The following is a 22,220-nucleotide window of genomic DNA, read 5'->3' as shown; positions in this document are numbered from 1 at the left end:
TGAGTTCTGCTTCACTCTCGGTAATCTCTAGCTGGTATACCCCGGCCATATTGATTGCTTGAACTCCACACCAGCTTTGTAGCATCTGTAGCTCTACTTTGAAGAATTGGTATTACCTAGGGAACTGACAGTACGTAGGATGATGCAATTATTCTTGACGTGAAACCTCAATATGTCTGCTTACTCTCCTCTAACAGTTTCTACCGAAAGGTGTTTGACGCTCAGTAACTGGAAAGCTTATCGTGGCATCGTTTATGGGAGATACGACCGTGGATGCCATTCTGGAACGAGCGAAAGATTTAAAGCAAGCGTTGATTGAATTTGTCCTGGAAGCGGAAGGGGAGTTGGCGCGAGCACTGGAAGTGTATAGTGCTGAGCATTTACGCAGTCAACAACCTGATATTAATCAGAGAAATTTGTGGTTAGATACATTTTTGACCGAGGGTAAGGTTGAGGATAAAACTCCGCTTGATTTGTTTTTGGAAGATCAAGCGGAGTTGTCAGAGAGCGATCGCGCCCTGCTTTTAAGTTGGCATCACAGCTTTATCGGATTGTTTGAAATTAAGCAGACTCTTGTCGATGGGTTTGAGCTAATGAATTGGCTGACTGCCAAGCATTATGTAGTTAAGCCTAATAATGAAGCGACAAAACAAGAGATGTCTCGTTTCCAACCTGGGGATATTTTACTAGCTCGAATTTCCCCTCTAACTGAAACAGAGTGGATGTTTTCTGGACCCTGCATTCCAATGGGGAAATTAGGTAAACCTAAGTTGGCAGTGGCGATCGGTAACTTTAAGCAAGATTATAAACATGCTCTCTATAGTGATGCACCAGAATTATTAGAGCAATCTTGGCAGTCGGTAGAACAATATCATCAGGATTTTCTAGACTTCTTTGGTAGTGATGAAGTCACAATGTCTGGTTATGAACTCAGTAAGAAAATTGCTGAGATGCAGGAGAAGGTGACACAACAACGTCTAGCTGATGCTGGCATTGATGATTCTAAGTCTCTCGCGGAAATAGCTGCGGAAGCAGGAGTAGACTCAGCTGAAATGGAGTTGGTAGCAGAGGCAGCAGGAGCTGATGCTAAGGCTGTAGCTAAAGTCATGGAAAGTACACAAGCCATGAAAATGGTGATGCCTAAGGTTGAGCTACCTGCTGAACTAAAGAAAGCAGAAAAAGTGACAGTATTAGCCCATCCTCGCTGGGGTCAAATGTTTCTACCGACCTACCATCGATTCGAAAGTTTACTGATCGCTGATGATTTGAGTATTGCTGACAATGCTGATAAGCTGGTTCGCCGATACTTGGAGAGCCCAGAGATTAATGCTTATGTCTGGTATCGTTTGGCTGAGAAGTATCCTAAGCAATTAGAAAGTTTGCTGCAAACGGTATTACAGCGGCCAGAGTTTCAACTACAGCAGGATTTGCCTGGATTGCTGCAAGAGTTTGATAAGCCACTTGAGCCTGATTTACCAGAAGTTGCGAGCGTACCTGTGCACTTACATGATCTGTTTCAGGAGGCGCTAGCTGAAGTAAGTAAGTCTAAGGCGAAAGACAAAGGCAAAAAGAAATCGGCCAAGGGCTTTCAGTGATTCGATCGCCCTTGCCCAACTCTAATTGGGTTGAATGTAGATGAGTTAGACGTTGCTGGTTTGACGCAAGGCTTCAATGATTTGTACGTTCGCCTTGGGGAAGGGAAACTGATCAATTTCTGCCAAAGTCACCCAGCGGACTTCATCGCATTCAATCGGTTGTGGGTCCCCGCTGACGTGGCGGCAATGATGCACATTTAAAGTGACGCGGAAGTGGGTGTAGGCATGGTCAACGGTGATCAAGCGATCGCCCACGGCTACCTCAATGCCCAACTCTTCTTGAATTTCTCGCTGAATGCAGGCTTCTATGGTTTCCCCTGGCTCAACCTTACCGCCAGGAAATTCCCACAAGCCACCTAATAATCCTTCTTGACGGCGCCGATCGATGAGGATTTGGCCTTCGTTATTCCAGATCACGGCAACACCGATCAGCTTGTGAGGAATAGGGGCGCGAGTTTCAGACATGGGTAGTTCAGATTGGAGATTGAATTGATAAGCTCGGCAGTGAGTGCTCCAAGGACAAATCAGGCAAGCAGGATTTTGGGGAGTACAAAGCGTCGCGCCTAAATCCATTAAGGCTTGATTGAAATCTCTAGGTTGCTCCGGATCAAGGAGATTCTCAGAGAGTTCCCAGAGTTGTTTGCTTGCCTTTGATGGAGGAACCTCTATTGCCGCCAAACGAGTTAGCACTCGTTTCACATTACCATCCAAAATAGCCACTGCTTGATTAAAAGCGGCACTCAAAATCCCGCCAGCGGTGGTACGGCCAATGCCAGGGAGGTTTAGAACATCTGCTAAATCTTGGGGAAAAGTAGCGCCGTGCTGCTCAACAACCACCTTGGCAGCTCGGTGTAAGTTGCGAGCGCGAGCATAATATCCTAAACCTTGCCATGCTTTTAGCACTTGTTGCTGTTCAGCGGTTGCTAAGGTGGCAACAGTGGGAAATAAAGTCAGCCAGTGTTCATAGTAGGGGATGACTGTTTTGACTTGAGTTTGCTGCAACATGATCTCTGAGATCCAAATGGCATAAGGATCTCGATTGCGCCGCCAAGGTAAGTCACGGCCAAATTGGTGATACCAATCCAAAAGCGATCGCCGTAACTCTAATACAGCAGAACTCGGCAAACTGACTTCCCAATTTACCGAATTCTGTTGAATGGATTTATTGTTAACTGCGGACACGGGCAATCCTGGTGGTCTACCTACTCAGCGTCAGAAGTATAGGTTTCAGAAGCAAGCAAAGATTTTTCAAAGGCCATCCGCTGCTCAGCATTGCGGAGGAAGTAACCACTAATCATAGCGGAGGCTAGAAGACGACCTAAGTGCTCACGACTTGTAGTGATCTCTACTTCAAAATGTTCTGAAGGTAACCCCCCCAACAATCCAATGACATTGCGCTCCATGACCTGCAAGACATCAGGTGAGGTTGGTTTGGATAGTTGTGAGACCGTTTCAGGGCTCATCGCTTGCACGTAACGCCACAGCAAGTCACTAGACTCGGTGCTGCTTCCAAAAACTTCTGGAAATGGGTTAGATGAGTTATTCAACTTGGACCTCCTGACAGTAGAACTTAACAGCCTCGACATTAAGCAGGAGATGCTTAATTGTCTAAGTTATTTGACTGTTAACGTTTCTACAAGTTTCTACAATCCAATCTAACAGGAGTAGTGAACTCAGGCAGTAGGTAGAACCGAACCAAAGACGATGGGTTGTCCCGCTCTGGAGGTTATAGGGTAACAGGCGGTTAACTAGCGATGTATTCCCGCATGTCAGCTTTGCGCTTACGCAGCTTGGTTAGAGCTTCCCGTTCAATCTGACGCACCCGCTCTCGGCTGATGTTCAGGCGATCGCCAATCTTGGCTAGGGTCATGGATTTGCCATCTTCCAGGCCGAACCGTAAGGCTAGGACTTGCTGCTGCTGAGGTGTGAGGTCAGCCATCAACCGCTCTAAATCTGCCCGCAGCGAAGATTGAGCCGCAAAATCTTCTGGGGAAGGTCCGGTGTCTTCGAGGAGTTCACCTAGTTCAGTATCTTGGTTATCACCCACTCGCAAATCCAGAGATAGCGGTTGCCGTGCCCGCTCCAAATAATCTCGAACTTGGCGAGGCGTGAGTTCTAACTCATCCGCTAGTTCCCCAGCGGTTGCAGCTCTGCCAAGCTTTTGAGCCAGTTGTCGCTGGGCTTTCTTAATCTTGTTGAGTTTTTCTGTGATGTGAATAGGCAAACGAATGGTTCTGCCCTTTTCCGCGATCGCTCGGGTAATCGCTTGGCGAATCCACCAGTAAGCATAAGTAGAGAAACGATAGCCCTTGGAAGGGTCGAACTTCTCAACGCCACGTTGCATTCCGATCGTGCCTTCCTGAATCAAATCCAATAAGTCAACATTGCGCTTAATGTACTTCTTTGCAACAGATACAACTAGGCGCAGATTGGCTTCTACCATCTTGCGTTTTGCAGTTTCTCCTTCCTCGATCGCCTGATTGAGTTCGCTTTCAGAGATTTTGGCTTGCTCTGCCCATTCCACAAAGCTTGGTTCATGGCCTAAGCGTTCAGCCAAAGCTTCTTGAATTTCATAAAGCACTGCTACACGCTGAACTTGCTTTCCATAAAGGATTTCCTGCTCATGGGTCAGTAGCGGAACACGACCAATTTCTCGGAGGTAAGCGCGTACGGGATCGGTAGAAGTCTGAGCAGTTTTCATGGCGCTGAGTCTTAGATTGACGATGACACGAGGGGCAAATAGAGGGTACCGGCTAAAAATAGCCGGCGATATACACAAGGAACAAATTCAGCTAGACCAAGATGAACTTACGGCTTCCGGTTAGGTTTAACAGGAATAGGAATCGCAGAGTATTCAGGAGCTTCTGATCTGGAACGTAAGCTTAATGCAGCCAACCCGATTCCTAAGCTGATAGAAATAGCAATTTCGACTAGGAGGTTAGTGTCTGTCAACATAAGAAGCCTAAGGCCTTAATATTTTAGGGGTTTTAATGTTAACAATCGTAACATTTCTGAGAAAAGCTTGGGCATACCTCCTCAGACTGAATTTTGGGCTTTCGGGGAATGTACCGTTAGAGTACCCGCGAATCGGTAACACGAATGCATCCTGAGCAACAAAATTCAGTGAATATCATTAACCCTGCAATTCTGGAATTGACTAGGAATTGTTAACTTGTTTTAAGATTTTCTGCTCACGACCGAAGCTCTCATAAATCAACTACAGCTTCAAGGCATCGGTGCTTTTGTGGCAGCTTTCAACTTTAAAGATCGCCATCCGTTCCTAAGTTAGCGGTTAGGGGCTGGTGTATGGCGAAGGTAACTTATCGTAATGCATATCTAAAAAAATCGTAAATGCTCTATGGGGGCATCTACAACAAAAAATACTCCCCATCCATTAAAAGATGAGGAGTATAACTCTTCTTTTATCCTAGGGAATTCAACTGCTAGGCTTCAGGATAGGGGCTATGGGCCAACTAGGCTATGTAGTCCTGTAGAGCTTTCACGTCTAGCGGTTGAGATTGTAAAGAGCGAATGGCTGCGGCAGTAGCTTTTGCTCCCGCGATCGTGGTGATGATGGGAATCTTGTAAGACAAAGCACTACGGCGAATCAGACGGGCATCGGTTTGGGCTTCTTCTCCAGAAGGAGTGTTAAGAATGAGTTGGATTTTCTCATTTTTAATTGAATCCAGCACGTGAGGCCGTCCCTCATGCAGCTTCAGCACTAACTCGACTTCTAGACCATGTTCTTGGAGGACATTGCGGGTGCCATCGGTGGCAACAACTTGGAAGCCGATGTCAATCAGGTCGCGTACCACTGGGACAACGGCAGCTTTGTCGCGATCGCTCATGGAGACAAACACAGTTCCCGACAGAGGGAGACGCTGACCCGCTGCGAGAGCTGCTTTGGCGAAGGCTTTGCCAAAGTCTGTATCAATGCCCATCACCTCTCCGGTCGAGCGCATCTCTGGCCCCAGAATGGTATCTGTGCCAGGGAATTTGTCGAAGGGGAGAACGGCTTCCTTGACAGAGAGATGTTGGGGAATCACCTCCTCTGTAAACCCGATTGACTCTAGGGTTTGACCTGACATGATCCGAGCCGCAAGCTTGGCTAGAGGTAAACCAATCGCCTTGGATACAAAAGGAACGGTACGTGAGGCACGAGGGTTTGCTTCAATGATATAAACTTGCTCCCCTTGGACCGCAAACTGAATGTTCATTAGCCCCACTACATTTAGAGCTTTGGCCAATTGCACGGTCCAAGTGCGAATGGTGTCGAGGGCTGCGGGAGTGAGGGAAGTAGTGGGCAGAGAACAAGCAGAGTCGCCGGAGTGAATGCCCGCTTGCTCGATGTGTTCCATGATGCCGCCAATTACCACTTGTCCGGTTTGGTCGGCGATCGCATCCACATCTATTTCGATCGCATTCTCTAAGAACTTATCGATCAAGATCGGGTGATCAGGTTCGACCTGAACGGCATAGGTCATGTAGCGCTCTAGGTCAGCATCGGAGTAAACAATCTCCATTGCTCGACCACCCAGCACATAACTTGGACGCACGACGACGGGATAATCGATTTGACGGGCAACAGACAGGGCTTCATCGTAGCTGCGAGCCAGACCGTTGGGTGGTTGATGAATATCCAGTTCGCGGAGAATTTTCTCGAAGCGCTCCCGATCTTCAGCCACGTCGATGGAGTCGGGGGACGTACCCCAAATCTTCGGGATGGAATCTGAATTAGCGCTATCGCTGGTAGCCTGCCGCTGCTTCAAATATTCCTGAAGGGGAACAGCTAGCTTTAGTGGGGTTTGACCGCCGAACTGGATGATGATGCCGACGGGATTCTCTGCCTCGATGATGTTGATCACGTCTTCTTTGGTCAGGGGTTCAAAGTAGAGGCGATCGCTGGTGTCGTAGTCGGTGGAAACGGTTTCGGGGTTGGAGTTAACCATGATCGTCTCAAACCCTTCTTTGGCTAGAGCAAAGGAGGCATGGCAACAACAGTAGTCGAACTCAATCCCCTGACCGATCCGGTTAGGACCGCTGCCCAAGATCATGACTTTGGGTTTGTCGGAAGGGAGAACTTCGGTTTCTTCTTCGTAGGTGGAGTAGTAGTAAGGCGTGTAAGCCTCAAATTCAGCGGCGCAGGTATCGACGGTTTTGTAGACCGGAATAATGCCCAGGCTCTGGCGATAAGCTCGAACTTCGTCTTCAGTGGTTTTGGTCGCGTAGGCAATCTGGCGATCGCTAAACCCTTGCTGCTTGACTGCATAAAGTTCTTCTTTGCTGAACTCTTGCAGTGACTTGCGCTTCATCGCCTTGGCTACTTCTAGCAGTTCTTGAAGTTTGTCGAGGAACCAGGGATCGATGCCAGTTAGCTCGTAAACTTCGGCGACAGTCATGCCCATTTGAAACGCATGACGCACCGTAAAGATGCGATCGGGGTTAGGAGTGCGTAGAGAAGCGCGAATATGTTCTAGACTGGGCAGTTTTTCAGCGCGATCGCAGCCCCAGCCAGCCCGTCCTGTTTCGAGCGATCGCAGCGCTTTTTGGAAAGACTCTTGGAAGGTACGACCGATCGCCATTGCCTCACCCACGGACTTCATCTGAGTAGTGAGAACGGGGGTAGAACCGGGAAACTTCTCAAAGGCAAAGCGAGGAATTTTGGTGACGACATAATCGATCGTCGGCTCAAAGCTAGCGGGGGTTTTCTTAGTGATGTCGTTGGGGATTTCATCCAAGGTGTAACCAACGGCTAACTTAGCAGCAATTTTGGCGATCGCGAATCCTGTCGCTTTGGAAGCAAGAGCGGAGCTACGAGAGACGCGGGGGTTCATTTCGATCACCACCAAGTCGCCTGTTTCGGGATGGATGGCGAACTGGATGTTGGAGCCACCCGTCTCTACCCCAATTTCGCGGATGATTTTGATCGAAGCATCCCGCAGTCGTTGATATTCTTTGTCGGTTAAAGTTTGGGCAGGAGCAACGGTGATCGAGTCGCCTGTGTGGATGCCCATCGGATCAATATTTTCGATGGAGCAGATAATTACCACGTTATCGGCTAGATCGCGCATCACTTCTAGCTCGTACTCTTTCCACCCCAAGAGTGATTGTTCGATCAGAATTTGGGAGACAGGGCTGGCATCTAACCCAGATTGAGAAATTTCCTCGAATTCTTCTTGGTTGTAGGCAATACCACCGCCTGATCCCCCTAGGGTGAAAGCGGGACGAATAATTAGTGGATAGGAGCCAATTTGAATCGCGATTTGCTTAGCTTCTGCCATGTTCTCCGCGAGGCCAGAGGGGCAGACGCTAACCCCAATTTTCTCCATCGCCTCTTTAAAGAGTTTGCGATCCTCTGCCTTTTCGATCGCAGGTAACTTAGCCCCGATCAACTCTACGCCGTACTTCTCTAGAACACCGTTCTTAGCTAACGTAACGGCTAAGTTCAGTGCCGTTTGCCCTCCCATCGTGGGTAGCAAGGCATCGGGTCGCTCCTTAGCAATGATTTTCTCTAGTAGCTCAGGGGTGAGTGGTTCGATATAGGTGCGATCGGCGGTGTCTGGGTCCGTCATGATTGTGGCTGGGTTGGAGTTGACCAGCACCACCTCGTAGCCTTCATCTCGCAGTGCCTTACAAGCCTGAGTTCCTGAGTAGTCAAACTCACTAGCTTGCCCAATCACAATCGGGCCAGAGCCAATCAACAAAATCTTGCGGAGGTCATCGCGACGAGGCATAGTCTTGCTAAAGCGTTCATGGTTCGTAAATCCCACTCATTGTAGAAGGTTTCTTCTAGGAGTTGCTGATCGTTTTAAGCACTTTTCCGGAGGATTGTCAGCAAACTTTGGGGTAAAGGCAGGGCTAAATCAGCAGATCAAGATTTCTGATTGCAACTCATGATGCTTCTCTGATTTTGAATTGAGAATTACTTGCATTAATATTGACTAGGGCGATCGCGATGCTCTACTGTCGTATACCGATTCACCCACTTTGATTGGCAGCTTTTTGATGAAATGAAAATAAAAGCCGTTGCTTGCTTTTATTGATAGTTTTTTTGATTAAGTGATTCTACAACTTGTACGGAGAACTCTGTGAAACGTCGTAAATTATTGTCCCTGTTGGGGTTGGCGGTGACAACTGGAGGAGTTGCGATCGCTTGCTCTAACAACTCCTCCACACCCAATGCTCAAACCTCTCCCGCTAACTCTCCGAGTGCCACCACTGCGGCTAGCAGCGGCACAGGTGAGGAACTCGTAGTGTACTGCGGTCGAGATGAAAAGCTCGTCGGGGAACTAATTAAAAAGTTTGAAGCTGAAACAGGTACTAAAGTTCAAGTTCGCTATGGCGATACGGCTGAATTAGTGGCCGCAGTTTTAGAAGAGCAAAAGAATAGTCCTGCGGATGTTTTCTTTGCTCAAGATCCAGGGGCATTGGGGGCGCTACAAAAAGCCAATCGCACTACCAAGTTACCGGATGCTGTGCTCGCCAAGGTCGACGATCGCTTCCACTCCCCGACTGGGCAATGGGTGGGCATTACGGGCCGTGCGCGCACGGTGGACTACAACACCAATTTGGTGAAAGCGGAAGAGTTGCCACAGTCGATTTTTGACCTCACCGATCCGAAGTGGAAGGGCAAAATTGGTTGGGCACCGACGAACGGTTCGTTCCAAGCCTTTGTTACCGCTCTGCGGGTTACAGAAGGGGAAGAGAAGGCGAAGCAATGGCTGGAAGGCATGAAAGCCAATGAACCCAAGGTTTATCCCAAGAATGTGCCCATCGTGGAAGCCCTGTCTCGCGGTGAAATCGCTTTGGGTCTGGTCAACCACTACTATCTAGAGCGAGTTAAAGTGGAGAACCCCAATGCTCCTGTAGAGCATCACTTCACAGGTGATGCGGGTTCTATGGTGAATGTTGCAGGCGTTGCAATTCTAGACAGTGCTAAGCGTCCAGAACTGGCCCAGAAGTTCGTTGCCTTCTTGTTAGATAACGAAGCGCAAAACTACTTTGCGACCGAGACTCGCGAATATCCTCTAGCCGATGGAGTCAAGGTAGCAAGTAGTAATCTCAAGAGTTTAGATCAGGTGCAGACGCCAAAAATTGACCTGGCTAGCTTGAGTGACTTGGATGCGACCTTGAAACTGCTGCAATCAACTGGAGTGATCTAGAGGGAATGCAGGTTTCCAAGGGGCTGCACCGTCTCTTACAGGGATGGATGTGGCGATCGCGGGGGGCTTCCGGGCCACCTTTGTTCTTGACTTTGGCTGGGGCAATGGTCGCGATCGCGATCGCTTTACCTTTGGCCTATTTGGTGTTTCGGACTTCGGGGATCGGGGCAGAGCAAATTTGGACGCTCTTGTCTCGGCCCCGGACGCTCACTGTGCTGCTAAATAGTGCGGGAATGGCGGCGGCTGTGACTTTGCTATCGGCGTTGATTGCCATTCCCATCGCTTTTTTAACGCTGCGGACTGACTTACCAGGACGACGATGGTGGCTGATCGCAGCCACTTTGCCATTGGCGATTCCCAGCTATGTGGGCAGTTTTACGCTGCTGGCGACGTTTGGGCCTAGGGGGAGTGGCTTGCAGTTGTTGCTGGAACCTTTGGGCGTTCAGGAACTACCTTCGATTTATGGCTGGCCCGGAACCCTGTTAGCGCTGACTCTGTTTACCTATCCTTACTTGCTGCTGAGCGTGCGGGCTGGCTTGCAAGGGATTGATCCCGCCCTAGAAGAAGTGGCGCGGAGTTTAGGACGTAGCCCTTGGGCCACTTTCTGGCAAGTGACGCTGCCACAACTGCGCCCCTCCATCGTGGCAGGTGGGTTGCTCGTCGCTTTGTATGCTTTGCGCGATTTTGGTACGCCGTCGCTGATGCGGTTTGATGCCTTTACTCGCGTAATTTTTTTGCAGTACAAGTCCAGTTTTGACCGTACTTCAGCTTCGGTGCTGGCGCTAGTACTGGTGGGGTTGGTGCTGTCGATTCTGTGGTTGGAGTACCGAGTGCGATCGCGGGCTAAGTACTACAGCCGTGCCGCTGCGGTCAGACGCTCTCCTCAACTGGTCAAACTGGGGCCGTGGAAATGGCCTGCGCTCTTGTTTTGTACCGCGATTGTAGCGCTGAGTTTGGTGTTGCCGTTTGCCATGACGATCTTTTGGCTAGTGCGGGGATGGCTGGCCCAAGTCGATATGCTGGCTCTAACCGATCTGCTGCACCTGGCCCTCAACTCCATTTCAGCGGCAGGATTGGCAGCGATCGCAGCGATTTTGTTTGCTCTGCCTGTCGCTGTGTTGTCGGTGCGATTTCCGGGACGAATTACCACTGCAATCGAGCGTTGTTCCTACATTGGCTTTGGCTTGCCAGGGATTGTTGTGGCTTTGTCTTTGGTCTTTTTTGGCGCTAACTACTTGCCCTGGATTTACCAAACTCTGCCGCTGTTGGTGTTTGCCTATCTGATTTTGTTTCTGCCGCAAACGGTCGGTACTGTCCGGAGTTCGCTACTGCAAGTGAATCCTCAGGTGGAAGAGTCAGCCAGAAGTTTAGGTCGCACCCCCTGGCAAACCTTGAGAGAAATTACGCTGCCGCTGGTGCGTCCGGGCATTCTAAGTGGAACGGTGTTGGTGTTTTTAACTGCAATTAAGGAATTGCCTGCGACACTTCTGCTGGCCCCGATTGGCTTTAAGACATTAGCCACGCAGATCTGGCAAGCCACAGAGAATGTTTCCTTTGCCGAGGCTGCTGCTGCTTCCCTAGCGATGCTCTTGGTATCTGCTGGCTCCACCTTGTTTGTTCTGGCGCAAGACCATGCGAGGACAGCTCACCGCTAAGTTTGCTCTGTATCTATGTTTCCTCTGCCTAGCTCGACCATGACCCGACCCGTGATTCTGCAACTTGACCGCGTTACTAAACAATTTCCTACCAGCTCTACTGCCGCCGTAGAGGACGTGAGCCTGACCCTGGCTCAAGGAGATTTACTGGCGCTCTTGGGGCCTTCGGGCTGCGGTAAAACGACACTCCTGCGGATGATTGCTGGATTTGAACCGTTGCAGTCAGGAGCGATCGCCCTTGCAGGCAGAACTGTGGCTAGCCCAGGCACCTGGATACCCCCAGAGCAGCGATCGGTCGGCATGGTGTTTCAAGACTTTGCTCTGTTTCCACACTTGACCGTGGAGCAGAATGTGGCTTTTGGGTTGCAGAAAGTCGCAGACTCCGCGCAAATCAAGGCTAGAACCGCAGACGCGATCGCCCAAGTCAGATTGCAAGGGCTAGAAAACCGCTATCCCTACGAACTTTCTGGCGGCCAGCAGCAGCGAGTGGCTTTGGCGCGGGCCTTGGCTCCCCGTCCTGCCCTGATCTTGCTCGATGAACCTCTGAGCAATTTGGATGTGCAAGTCCGCTTACGCCTACGCGAAGAAATCCGCGAAGTGCTGAAATCTGCTGGCATTTCTGGGGTATTTGTCACCCATGACCAAGAAGAGGCATTGGCGATCTCAGATCAGGTGGCAGTGATGCAGCAAGGGCGACTAGAGCAGCTTGGCACACCGGAAGAGGTTTACCACCATCCTGCTTCCCGCTTTGTTGCGGAGTTTGTTACCCAAGCCAACTTTATAGCGGCGCAGCAGCAAGGGCAGATTTGGCAGACAGAAGTGGGCCACTTCAAATTGCCGCCTGATGAATGGATCGAGAGCGAAAGCGGCGACCTAATGGTGCGTCAAGAAGATCTATTACTCGCACCTGACCCGGAAGCAGCCGTGGTGATTCGCGATCGCCACTTTTTAGGTCGGGAGTACTGTTACTGCCTCAGCACCCCCTCTGGAAAGGAACTCCACGCCCGCACTACCACAGCCGTTAATCTACCAATTGGGACTCGCGTGCAATTGTCAGTGCCAGAGCAGGCTTTACGCATCTTCCCCAACGTCATACCCAAACTTGCAAAAACTCTGTAGTTTCCGGATAAGCCAAATGCGATCGCCATAATAGGGATGAATGTGTCCTTAAAACCCTTTTATGGCAGGAGTTAGCAATGATTTTTCCTCGCACGCGACAGATTTTAGCAGGGCTGTGTTTGTCCCTGTTGTTGCTCACCACAGCTTGCGCCCCCGAAGAGCCTTCCCGTTGGGATCAGGTGCAGCAAGAAACGACTCAGAAGCAGCCAACCACTGGAGCTAAGACTACAACTGCTGCTAAGCCTACCTCCGGGGGGCAATTCAACAAATTCTTTCCACAGCCAGGCGGAGGTTATGACCGCGTCTATACCCAAGAAAAAGCAGGTTTTGCGGAAGCCAAACTGAAGCAAGGGGGTAAGGATGTAGCAATGCTAGCAATCTCAGACACCACCAGTAACCCCAATGCTGCCGCCAAGTACCAACAAAGCACTAGAACGATTGCAGGCTACCCAGCGGTTGAGACAGGCACCACCGCAACCAGCGTTTTGGTGGGCGATCGCTATCAAGTCAAAGTGCTCTCTCGTGATCCAGGTTTTACCAAGAGCGATCGCGAAGCATGGTTGCAAAGATTCGATCTTGACGGGTTAAGAAACTTACCGACGACTGCTCAAAAAAGGTAATAGCGCTGCCTCAGAAGTACTATCACTCCGGAAATCGGAGCTAAAGACTGTTTGAGTAAACGAGAACCATCAAAATCAGGGTAAATCTAGCCCATCGGCTAATAAATACAGAAATAAGGAGTCTTTGCTATGAGTCAGGCTAAACCAATCTTTGAATTGGTCGATCAGCTACCCACGAATAACATGACCGTCTATGCGCTCAAAGCTCTAGACTTTGTGGTGCCTGGGCAATGGCAAAACTTAGTCGGGTTTGACAACACCATTCGCACCATCACAGGTGAGACGGATGAGGGAGTAATTCAACAAGTTGGCGAGCGGGCAATTCAGCTTTACAACGACCCCTCGCAGGGCTATCAACGCGCCATGTGGCTTTACCAAACCGTGAATAGTGCGGGGGGAGCTTTGGGTGCAGCCGCTTTAGCTAACAAAATCAGTGAGCGAGTATCGTTTCTGTCTTTTCTCGATCGCGTCACTCCCAAAGCCGACAAAGCCCAAACCATTGACTTGAGCTTGAAGCTGGTGACTGAGTTAGTCGCTTTTTGTCAAATTAACGGCATTCCCGGCGACAGCATTGGTGATTTCGTTGCTTCCTTGGGTGACTACAGTGGTGAATCTCTAATGCGGATGGCAGCGCTGGTTTGCTTCGATGGCCTGATTCCTCTGGGACCAGACTTCATTTTGAAAACTCAGTCTGCTCTCAGCCAACTCAATCCTGGCGACTTGACCCAGCATCCCGTCTTCAAGCAAATTGGTGGCTTAATTCCAGGAGGCAATCCCGCTGGACAACTTGGCTTTATTAACGAAAGTTTTGCTTCCACCCAAGGCTGGATGAGCAACTTTGTGACCTCGCGTAACCTAACTCCTGAGACCGTCGTGAGTCACTTGCAAAACTTCATTGAAATTTCCAATGACAAGTTAGACTATCTCGGCGCGTTCTTGGATATGACAACGAATTATTATGAACACACAGGGGTGCAAACCCTGGCTCGTCGCTTAATTGAACGAGCGGTTGCTGAGATCTAAGTGAAGGACTGACGAAGTAATGGCAGAACCCACCAATCACAATGACGCTGGAGAAATTGCTCCTAGCACGGTTGACCAACAAGCCCCAGACGTTGCGGAAGAGAATGCGCCCAGCACCGATGAAGCGGTTGCGACGGATATTCCCTCGGCCAATGCTCCCGATCCAGCAACAGCCAACCCTGATGTGAACCCTAATGCGGCTGGGGAAAAACCCACTACTGAAGCCTCGCGTCCAGACGTTGATTCGCAAACGGCAGTAGATAAGCCAGCAAAATCAGCTAAGGCTGATCCTGGCCCTGGCTCCACCGAGAAAGCCGCAGCCAAAAAAGCAGGTGCCGCTAAAGCTAAAGGAGACGATGCTGCTCCTGCTGCCAAAGCCAAGAAAGAAAAAGCACCCGCTGTTGAAGACAAGCCCTTTGCTGAGTTTGTCGGGCAACACTACCTGCCTGCGCTCAAGACAGCCTTAGAAAAGCAGGGATTGCAAAACCTGGATCTAAGCTTTGTTAACCAGAAAGTACAAGTTTCTGGTTTGACTGATGCCCCCGATTGCTGGCAGATCGTGGGTCGCTGGGAAGGAGGACGACGACAGTTCAATATCTACTTCTTTAAGGACGATATTCAAGGTCAGCGTGGCTTCTCGTTCTCAGACACGGGTCACAAAGCTAGTACCTTGGAGCCGTTCTTAATTGATGAGCGGAAGGTGACGTTGGATCTATTGCTTCTTGGTGCAGTCCAACGGCTGAATGCTCAGAAGTGGTTGGTGCGAAACTAACCTCTGGCTTACAGTTCTTTGAAATCGTAGGTGATGACTCCGGTAACGGGATCGTTGTCAATGCCAACATATCCGGTTCTTACCATTTCTTGGAGAACCGCCTCAACTTCGGCAAAGCCAAGACCCGTTGCCATCACCCCTTGCGTTACAGACAGTTTGCCTCCTCTGGCGGCAGCAGCTTCTAAAAGCCTGATCATGAGCTGTTCCCGGCTAGGCTTCAGAACTGTAGCTGCGACAGCAGGTTGGCTCAGTGGGACTCCAGTAGGCGACATACCTAGACGAGCACGGTATTTAAGGTTGTGCTCCTCTACCATGTCTGGAACTAGAAATAGATCAATAAATTGGCCCACGCCAAAAAGGCCCCAGGTCATCATCCAGAATAAGCCTGTGACAATTTTGCCGTTGTAAAGACGATGTAGCCCAGATATCCCAAATAAGCAACCTAGCCAAAGCAGGTAGGAAGTTCCGACCTTGTTCATATCACTGGCAAGTTAAGGTTTCTGTTCAATCATAGATATTTTGCTGAGAAGTCAGCGGCAGTTGTGCGCAGAAAAAGTAGCGGTCAAAGAAACTACGCAATCGCTAGGTTGTCGCGGTTAGACTTGGCACAATAAGCATAGTGAATGAATCACAAACTTTAATCAAAGCGTTGGGGGTTGTCATGGTGGCTAGATCTGGGCGATCGCTCAAAGGTGCTAGAGATCAAGGTGCTAAAGGTCAAAGTCGGATGCGCCGACAAGTGTTGCTGTTGAGCTTGTTGATGTTGCCTGTCGTACCAACGGCTGCGATCGCAGAAGTAATCGATTCATCCTCCTCAACAACGCGATCGCCTGCTACTACTGTCGAAAATGCCACCTTTGAGGTTTCTGATTTAGTTTCTGATCGGCTGGTGGTTCCAGTGGAGTCGCCTGCGATCGCTGAAAATGTGGTGGTAGATGCTGTTCCTATCCCTACAACGGCAGACACCTCCATTTCTGATCCTGCGATCGCCACCCCCAACGCTGCTGAGCCATCCTCAACTCCAGTCAACCCAGGCACCCCAGAGCTATCTACGGCAGCACCGGAAACATCAGCAGAACCCGCTCAGGCAGAACCAACCACATCAGATCCAGCGGAATCAACCCCCAAGACTAGCGATTCTGATAATTCCGTAGAACCAGAGTCAAAACCAGAACCGGATTCAGAGTCAAAAACTGATGAGGCAAGCGAGACTGAGCCGAGCGATTCTGACTCACAGGAAGCTGAGAAACCCCCTACCCCTGAAGAACAAGCGCGACAACAAAAACTGATTGAGGCAGACCAACTTTACTTAGGTGGTCAGTTTCCTGCCGCTGAAAAACTCTATCGAGAAGCCAAAACACCATTTGCCAAAGAAGTGGCCGCGACAGAAGCCAAGCAGCGACCAGAGCCAATTCTAGACCCAGCTCAATTGTCTCCGGCGGGGCGAGTCTACTGGCGTGAGTCGGAAGCTGGGATGGCCCAGAACCTCAAGACTCGAATCTTTGTGCCACTGAGTATGCTGGTGGAGCAGCACCCCCAATTTGTGCCCGGACACTTGCGACTGGCCCAAGCCCTCAAAGATGACCAGCGCACCCCAGAGGCGCTAACTGTTTTGGAACGAGCGACCGCCTTTTATCCCAACCAACCAGATTTGCTGAAAGTCAAAATCGAGCTTTTGGCGGAAACGGAGCAATGGCTGGATGCTTCGATCGCGGCTCGTCAATTTGCTTTACTCAATCCCAGCGATCCAGCGGCACCTGATTTTGCCAAACTGGCTGAGGAGAATCTGGAGCGTTTTCGAGTCCACATGCGGCGAGAGCTAAGAGGGAATGCGATCGCCAATGCGATTACTGGGGTGGCAGGTCTTGTGCTGACTGGCAATCCTTTTAGCCCTCTATCGGCGGTACAAACCACAGCCATGTTGATGCGAGGAGAAGCAGCGATCGGCGAGAGTGTGGCGAAGGATGCCAAAGAAGAGTTGGAACTAATCGATGATCCGCTAGTGGTGGATTATGTCAATGAGATCGGTCGTCGCATCGCTACGGTTGCAGGACGAGATTTCAAGTACGAGTTCCATGTGATTATGGACGATCGCCTCAATGCCTTTGCCCTGCCCGGTGGCAAGGTATTTCTGAATGCAGGAGCGATCGCCAAAACCAACTCGGAAGCAGAGCTCGCCGGACTCTTGGCCCATGAGTTGTCTCATTCAGTGCTCTCTCACGGCTTTCAGTTAGTGGCTCAAGGAAATCTGATTTCCAGTGCCACACAGTTCTTCCCGTTTGGTGGCACGATCGGCAATTTGGCTGTGCTCGACTATAGCCGAGACATGGAGCGGCAAGCCGATATTGTCGGCACCCGGATTTTAGCTTCGACAGGTTATGCAGCCGATGGGCTACGCAACTTGATGGTGACGCTAGAAAAAGAAGACAAAGACAGAATGCCTTTCAGTTGGCTCTCCTCGCACCCCATTACCAACGAACGGGTGGAATATCTGGAAAAACTGATTCAGGAGAACGGCTACAACCGCTACGCCTACGAGGGAGTCACACGACACAACACAGTGAAAGCCAGAGTTAAGCAACTGATCGCAGAGCGCAAACAATGCGAAAAGGAGAAGAAGAGTAGAAAAGAAAAACTAGAATGCCGGAAAAAACCAGAACAAAAGGCAGAACAAAAAACAGAAGAAAAATAAGTTAAAAAGGAGCGATCGCCTTTTATCAAAAGGTATGGCGACAGATTTGAATATTCTAATTGCAAGTGCAGCAGATCTCGAATCACTGGTACGACTAGCTGGGGCATTCCGGGATCAGCTGCGGCAATTGAGTCCTTCTAATGCAGAGTTTTGGGATGCGATCGCCCGACTATTGCAAGAGCCAGACACTGAATTTTTTCTAGCTCAAGAGCCTCAAGGAAATGTTCTCGGTTATATCCAGTGTCGTTACCGTTATTCTGCTTGGGTCGTTGGCTACCAAGCTGAGCTAGAAGATGTTTTTGTGCTGCCAGAGGCGCGGCGACAAAGAGTAGGGCGACAACTGGTTCAGTTTGCTATTGATCGAGCCATTGAAAAAGGTTGTCGTTCAATCGGCCTCAATACAAATGAACGCAATATTGGTGCGATCGCCCTTTATCAACAGTTAGGACTGCGAGCGGAGCGATCGCTGTGGCATGGTGGACGACAACTTTGGCTAGAGAAAGCTTTGTAGCCGTAGAGTGTGAAGTGCAGAGTACGCACCGCTTCTTAAGACTGAGTCTGATTGGCTTCAGCAAGGAGGCGGACTAAGCCAAGAGATCAAACCTGAGGATGTCGTCTGGATTCGCTAGGTGTGAAACACTGGCACGGAGCTATAGCCACAACAGCCATGCCCCATATCGCCATTCAGAACTCGAAGGCAGGGGACTGGATGGAACAGGTCAGCAATGAGCATTAGCAGTGCCAAACGTAAACCATAGGAGCATTCATTGATTTACAACACGAAAGCCTATGCCGCAGCCAGTGCAACATCACCACTGACCTCTACCCAGATCAAGCGACGCAATCCAACTGACCATGATGTACAGATCGAAGTCTTGTTTTGCGGCATCTGTCACTCTGATGTTCATTCAGTACGTGACGAGTGGAGCGACTTCATGTCCACTACCTACCCGATTGTCCCCGGTCATGAGATCGTCGGGCGTGTGACTCAGGTTGGCTCAGCAGTGACCAAGTACAAACCGGGCGATCTGGCTGCGATCGGCTGCATGGTTGATTCGGATTTGAATTGTCCTCGCTGCCAAGCTGGCTTTCAGCAGTTTTGTCACAATGTCATCTTCACCTACAACTCCCCAGACAAGCACAAGACTGCTCCAGTTACCTACGGTGGCTACTCCGATAGCATTGTCGCTGATGAACGCTTCGTTCTGCGAGTTCCAGAGAACCTCGATCTGGCTGGAGTCGCGCCGCTGCTTTGCGCCGGGATTACAACCTATTCACCCCTGCGCCACTGGGGTGTTACCGAGGGCAAGAAGGTTGGCGTGGTTGGTCTGGGCGGGCTGGGACACATGGGGGTGAAATTCGCCCATGCGTTCGGTGCTCACGTTGTTGTCTTTACCACCTCGCCTGACAAGACGGAAGACGCGCTTCGCCTCGGTGCTGATGAAGTGGTCGTTTCCCGTAATGCTGACGAGATGAAGAAGCACGAGGACAGCTTCGATTTCATTCTCGATACCGTCTCCGCCAAACATGACATCAACGCCTACCTCAACCTGCTCCGCCTCGACGGTAACATTACCCTAGTTGGTGCACCAGAGAAGCCTCTAGATATCGCGGCATTCAGCCTTCTCGTGGGTCGCCGCAGTCTATCTGGCTCTATGATCGGCGGCATCCCAGAAACCCAGGAAATGCTCGACTTCTGCGGTCAGCACAACATTACCTCTGATGTTGAAGTTGTCCCTATCCAAAAGGTCAACGAAGCTTACGATCGCCTGCTCAAGTCTGATGTGAAATACCGCTTTGTCATTGATATGGCTTCCCTGAAATCAGAATAGAGCCGGGGAGCGTAGACACCAACCGCTTGGATTATTGCGATCGCGCCTTGTCTGCACCTTTGTCTTTACTAAGACTCACAGAAGTTGACGCGATGTTGCAACTCTTAACACGATCGCCTCGCTTCAACCTCTCAGACCTTGTAAACTAAAGTGCATAGAAAATGCCGCATTTACGTCTTGGCTTCCTCTGTATTGCTTTCATGGCTCTAGACCTGAGGCACAGAATCATAAAAGAGCAGAAACACCTATGGTAGATTCCCTCAAGAAACCTGGTTTTGAAGAACTGAAGCCAGGAATCAAAGTCCCCGCAAAGGAAACCATCCTCACTCCTCGGTTCTACACCACCGACTTTGATGAGATGGCAAAGATGGACATCTCTCCCAACGAGGACGAGTTGAGAGCCATCCTGGAAGAATTTCGGGCTGACTACAATCGCCACCATTTTGTGCGGGATGCTGAGTTTGAGCAATCTTGGGATCACATTGATGGCGAAACCCGTCAGCTATTTATTGAGTTTCTAGAGCGCTCTTGCACCGCTGAGTTTTCTGGATTCCTGCTCTACAAAGAACTAGCTCGCAAGCTGAAAGACAAGAACCCCTTGCTGGCAGAGTGCTTCTCGCTCATGTCGCGGGATGAGGCGCGTCACGCTGGTTTCCTCAACAAGGCGATGACCGACTTCAACATGTCGCTCGACTTAGGTTTCTTGACCAAGAGCCGCAGCTACACTTTCTTTAAGCCGAAGTTCATCTTCTACGCGACCTACCTCTCTGAAAAGATTGGTTACTGGCGGTACATCACGATCTTCCGTCACCTAGAGTCGCACCCTGAGAATCGCATCTACCCCATTTTCCGATTCTTTGATAACTGGTGCCAAGATGAGAATCGTCATGGTGATTTCTTTGACGCCATCATGAAGGCTCAGCCCCAGTTCCTCAACGATTGGAAAGCAAAACTCTGGAGTCGCTTCTTTTTGCTCTCCGTGTTTGCCACCATGTACCTCAACGACCTTCAGCGCTCTGGCTTCTACGCTTCTCTGGGCCTGAATGCGCGGGACTATGACTTGCATGTGATCAACAAGACCAACGAAACTGCGGGTCGCGTTTTCCCCGTGATTCTGGATGTAGAAAATCCTAAATTTGTGGCTCGGATGGACAAGGCGGCTGAGGCTTTTCTGAAGCTGAACAAGGTCATTGAGTCTAACCAGCCCAAAGTCGTGAAGTTCTTCCAGAAGCTACCACACATCGGTGCGATCGCTTGGCAAATGCTACGGTTGTACCTGATGAAGCCGATTGATATGGTGGCTCTAGAAGGCACTGTACGCTAACGTTTCAGATTGGCTCCGAATGCTGGCGGTTCTGTTGAATGCAGAACCGTTTTTTTATGGGAACCTGCTTGATTCTTCACCCATCAATTGCTTGCATGGAGAGACAAATCATTTATTGGCAATGGCTGCGATCGCCCCTCCGCTTGGGACTGTCTGCCAGCTTACTGATCGGGCTTTTTAGTGGGAGTGATGGGGCTATAGCTCAGGAAACTCCTGTGCCTGCAACTCAATCTCCTGAGGTGTCTCAGGCTGCGAGTGACTTGGATTTAAAGCCAGAGGTCATTGAAGAAAGTCCGGTGTTGCAGCGTTGGTTACGCGAGGTACCCGATGTGTTGTCAGACATCAAACATGATCCGAGTTTTCGGACGCGAGTTCGGGCAGGCTACTCTCAGTTCCCTTCCACAGATCACGCTGGCGGTTGGAATGTGGGTGTGGAGGATGTGTTCCTAGGGCGGAGTGGCTTAACGGTTAGTGGGGAGTATCAAGCTGCATTTAATGGCGATCGCGAAGCTTATGGCGGAGATGTGCGCTATTATGTGCGGCCTTTGGGTAGCTATGTCAATGTTGCACCTGTGGTGGGCTACCGTCATTTAGAAACCGAGCAGTACTCAACGGATGGAGTGAATGTCGGGGTGCGGGTTTTGTTGGTGATGTCTCGTACTGGGGCTGCTGATGTCTCCCTAACTCAAAGTTGGGTGTCTCCTGGTTCCGATGAGGAAGTAGGGCTAACGACGCTGTCGGCTGGCTACGCAGTGACGAACAATCTACGCTTGTCTACGGATATCCAAAAACAAAACTCCCGCTTTGCTAAGGATAGCCGTGTGGGAGTTTCCTTAGAATGGATGCCATAAACCAAACAGATCGAGATTCGACTTCTCCTCTTAAAATTGCTGCACAGGGGAACTGGATTACAAAGGAGTCACTTGGCTCACATGACCTGCGACAACTTGCCAGCGTTTCTGTCGCTGTACCCAGACGCGAGTAAAGCGATAAGCATCTGAGAATGCCTGATTGTTAAAGGTTCCGGCGATTTCTGCTCGGAGAGTGACGACGACGCAATCGCCATACGAATGGATTTGGCGATCGCTAACATCCACCTTTTTGAACTGGAAGACCCCAGAGCGATGGGCTTCGAGATCGTATTGCTTGTTGACCACTAGACCTGTGTGCATCGTCCAAACTAAGTCATCGGCAATGAGTTCATCCAGTGTAGGGCGTTGCTGAAAGAGTAATGCTGGCTTTGACACAATGAAGGTATGAAATGTCCTCAATGTCACTCCACTCACACGGCTAAAAACGGTCACCGTCGCGGAAGACAGTGCTATCAGTGCAAGCAGTGTGGTCGCCAATTTCTCGAGTCTTACCGTCCTTGGGCTTACTCCGATGACATCAAGCAACTGTGCATCAAAATGTATCTCAATGGCAT

The 22,220-nt window shown here is 50.1% G+C and carries 18 protein-coding genes; 12 read left to right on the top strand and 6 right to left on the bottom strand.

Features of this window, described 5'->3' with window-relative positions:
- Window positions 1–254 precede the first annotated feature (254 nt).
- Window positions 255–1,595 (top strand): hypothetical protein, encoded by a 1,341-nt coding sequence (locus H6F68_RS16570; protein ID WP_199300131.1) that lies wholly within the window; start codon window positions 255–257, stop codon window positions 1,593–1,595.
- A gap of 45 nt (window positions 1,596–1,640) precedes the next feature.
- Here H6F68_RS16570 and mutY read toward each other — a convergent pair whose 3' ends face one another.
- The 4 genes from mutY to carB form a co-directional block, all read right to left on the bottom strand.
- Window positions 1,641–2,777 (bottom strand): A/G-specific adenine glycosylase, encoded by a 1,137-nt coding sequence (gene mutY / locus H6F68_RS16565; protein ID WP_190560654.1) that lies wholly within the window; start codon window positions 2,775–2,777, stop codon window positions 1,641–1,643.
- Window positions 2,778–2,797: 20 nt separating this feature from the next.
- Complete coding sequence (locus H6F68_RS16560) at window positions 2,798–3,142, bottom strand: DUF760 domain-containing protein (protein WP_242017027.1); 345 nt, start codon at window positions 3,140–3,142, stop codon at window positions 2,798–2,800.
- Window positions 3,143–3,339: 197 nt separating this feature from the next.
- Window positions 3,340–4,296 (bottom strand): RNA polymerase sigma factor, RpoD/SigA family, encoded by a 957-nt coding sequence (locus tag H6F68_RS16555; RefSeq protein WP_190439820.1) that lies wholly within the window; start codon window positions 4,294–4,296, stop codon window positions 3,340–3,342.
- Window positions 4,297–5,068: 772 nt separating this feature from the next.
- Window positions 5,069–8,329: a carbamoyl-phosphate synthase large subunit gene (gene carB, locus H6F68_RS16550; RefSeq protein WP_190560652.1), complete on the bottom strand. Its 3,261-nt coding sequence runs from the start codon at window positions 8,327–8,329 to the stop codon at window positions 5,069–5,071.
- 354 nt (window positions 8,330–8,683) lie between these two features.
- Between carB and H6F68_RS16545 the strand changes: the two genes are divergently transcribed.
- From H6F68_RS16545 to H6F68_RS16520, 6 genes are all read left to right on the top strand, one after another.
- Complete coding sequence (locus H6F68_RS16545) at window positions 8,684–9,757, top strand: iron ABC transporter substrate-binding protein (protein WP_190552344.1); 1,074 nt, start codon at window positions 8,684–8,686, stop codon at window positions 9,755–9,757.
- A 5-nt stretch (window positions 9,758–9,762) separates the two neighbouring features.
- The gene (locus H6F68_RS16540; RefSeq protein ID WP_242065541.1) at window positions 9,763–11,412 is read left to right on the top strand and encodes an iron ABC transporter permease; all 1,650 of its coding nucleotides are present in this window, start codon (window positions 9,763–9,765) and stop codon (window positions 11,410–11,412) included.
- Window positions 11,413–11,427: 15 nt separating this feature from the next.
- Window positions 11,428–12,531, top strand: coding sequence for an ABC transporter ATP-binding protein (locus tag H6F68_RS16535; protein ID WP_399314235.1), 1,104 nt, complete (start codon window positions 11,428–11,430; stop codon window positions 12,529–12,531).
- Between the two features lie 77 nt (window positions 12,532–12,608).
- The gene (locus H6F68_RS16530; protein WP_190560650.1) at window positions 12,609–13,151 is read left to right on the top strand and encodes a hypothetical protein; all 543 of its coding nucleotides are present in this window, start codon (window positions 12,609–12,611) and stop codon (window positions 13,149–13,151) included.
- Between the two features lie 129 nt (window positions 13,152–13,280).
- The gene (locus H6F68_RS16525) at window positions 13,281–14,174 is read left to right on the top strand and encodes a hypothetical protein (protein WP_190552342.1); all 894 of its coding nucleotides are present in this window, start codon (window positions 13,281–13,283) and stop codon (window positions 14,172–14,174) included.
- A 19-nt stretch (window positions 14,175–14,193) separates the two neighbouring features.
- Window positions 14,194–14,946 carry a DUF2996 domain-containing protein gene (locus H6F68_RS16520; RefSeq protein WP_190560648.1) on the top strand — a complete coding sequence of 251 codons (753 nt, stop codon included), beginning with the start codon at window positions 14,194–14,196 and terminating at the stop codon, window positions 14,944–14,946.
- Window positions 14,947–14,954: 8 nt separating this feature from the next.
- On the opposite strand, the gene H6F68_RS16515 is transcribed toward H6F68_RS16520, so the two are convergent.
- A complete protein-coding gene (locus H6F68_RS16515) occupies window positions 14,955–15,425 on the bottom strand; it encodes an NINE protein (protein WP_190560646.1) in 471 nt (156 codons plus the stop codon).
- 182 nt (window positions 15,426–15,607) lie between these two features.
- Between H6F68_RS16515 and H6F68_RS16510 the strand changes: the two genes are divergently transcribed.
- The 5 genes from H6F68_RS16510 (at window position 15,608) to H6F68_RS16490 (ending at window position 21,645) form a co-directional block, all read left to right on the top strand.
- Window positions 15,608–17,638, top strand: coding sequence for a M48 family metalloprotease (locus H6F68_RS16510; protein WP_242065540.1), 2,031 nt, complete (start codon window positions 15,608–15,610; stop codon window positions 17,636–17,638).
- Window positions 17,639–17,672: 34 nt separating this feature from the next.
- Entirely contained in the window at window positions 17,673–18,149 is a 477-nt protein-coding gene (locus tag H6F68_RS16505; protein WP_190560644.1) for an N-acetyltransferase, read from the top strand.
- A gap of 256 nt (window positions 18,150–18,405) precedes the next feature.
- A complete protein-coding gene (locus H6F68_RS16500; protein ID WP_277876084.1) occupies window positions 18,406–19,470 on the top strand; it encodes an NAD(P)-dependent alcohol dehydrogenase in 1,065 nt (354 codons plus the stop codon).
- A gap of 247 nt (window positions 19,471–19,717) precedes the next feature.
- Window positions 19,718–20,794 (top strand): magnesium-protoporphyrin IX monomethyl ester (oxidative) cyclase, encoded by a 1,077-nt coding sequence (gene acsF, locus H6F68_RS16495; RefSeq protein WP_190560642.1) that lies wholly within the window; start codon window positions 19,718–19,720, stop codon window positions 20,792–20,794.
- A 95-nt stretch (window positions 20,795–20,889) separates the two neighbouring features.
- On the top strand, window positions 20,890–21,645 hold the full coding sequence (locus H6F68_RS16490; protein ID WP_190560640.1) for a hypothetical protein: 756 nt from the start codon (window positions 20,890–20,892) through the stop codon (window positions 21,643–21,645).
- A 57-nt stretch (window positions 21,646–21,702) separates the two neighbouring features.
- Here H6F68_RS16490 and H6F68_RS16485 read toward each other — a convergent pair whose 3' ends face one another.
- Complete coding sequence (locus H6F68_RS16485; RefSeq protein WP_190560638.1) at window positions 21,703–22,041, bottom strand: nuclear transport factor 2 family protein; 339 nt, start codon at window positions 22,039–22,041, stop codon at window positions 21,703–21,705.
- Between the last annotated feature and the right edge of the window lie 179 nt (window positions 22,042–22,220).

Origin of the sequence: Trichocoleus sp. FACHB-262, assembly GCF_014696035.1 — a bacterium.
Taxonomy (GTDB): Bacteria; Cyanobacteriota; Cyanobacteriia; order FACHB-46; family FACHB-46; genus Trichocoleus.
This window is presented reverse-complemented; position numbering and strand designations above follow the sequence as displayed.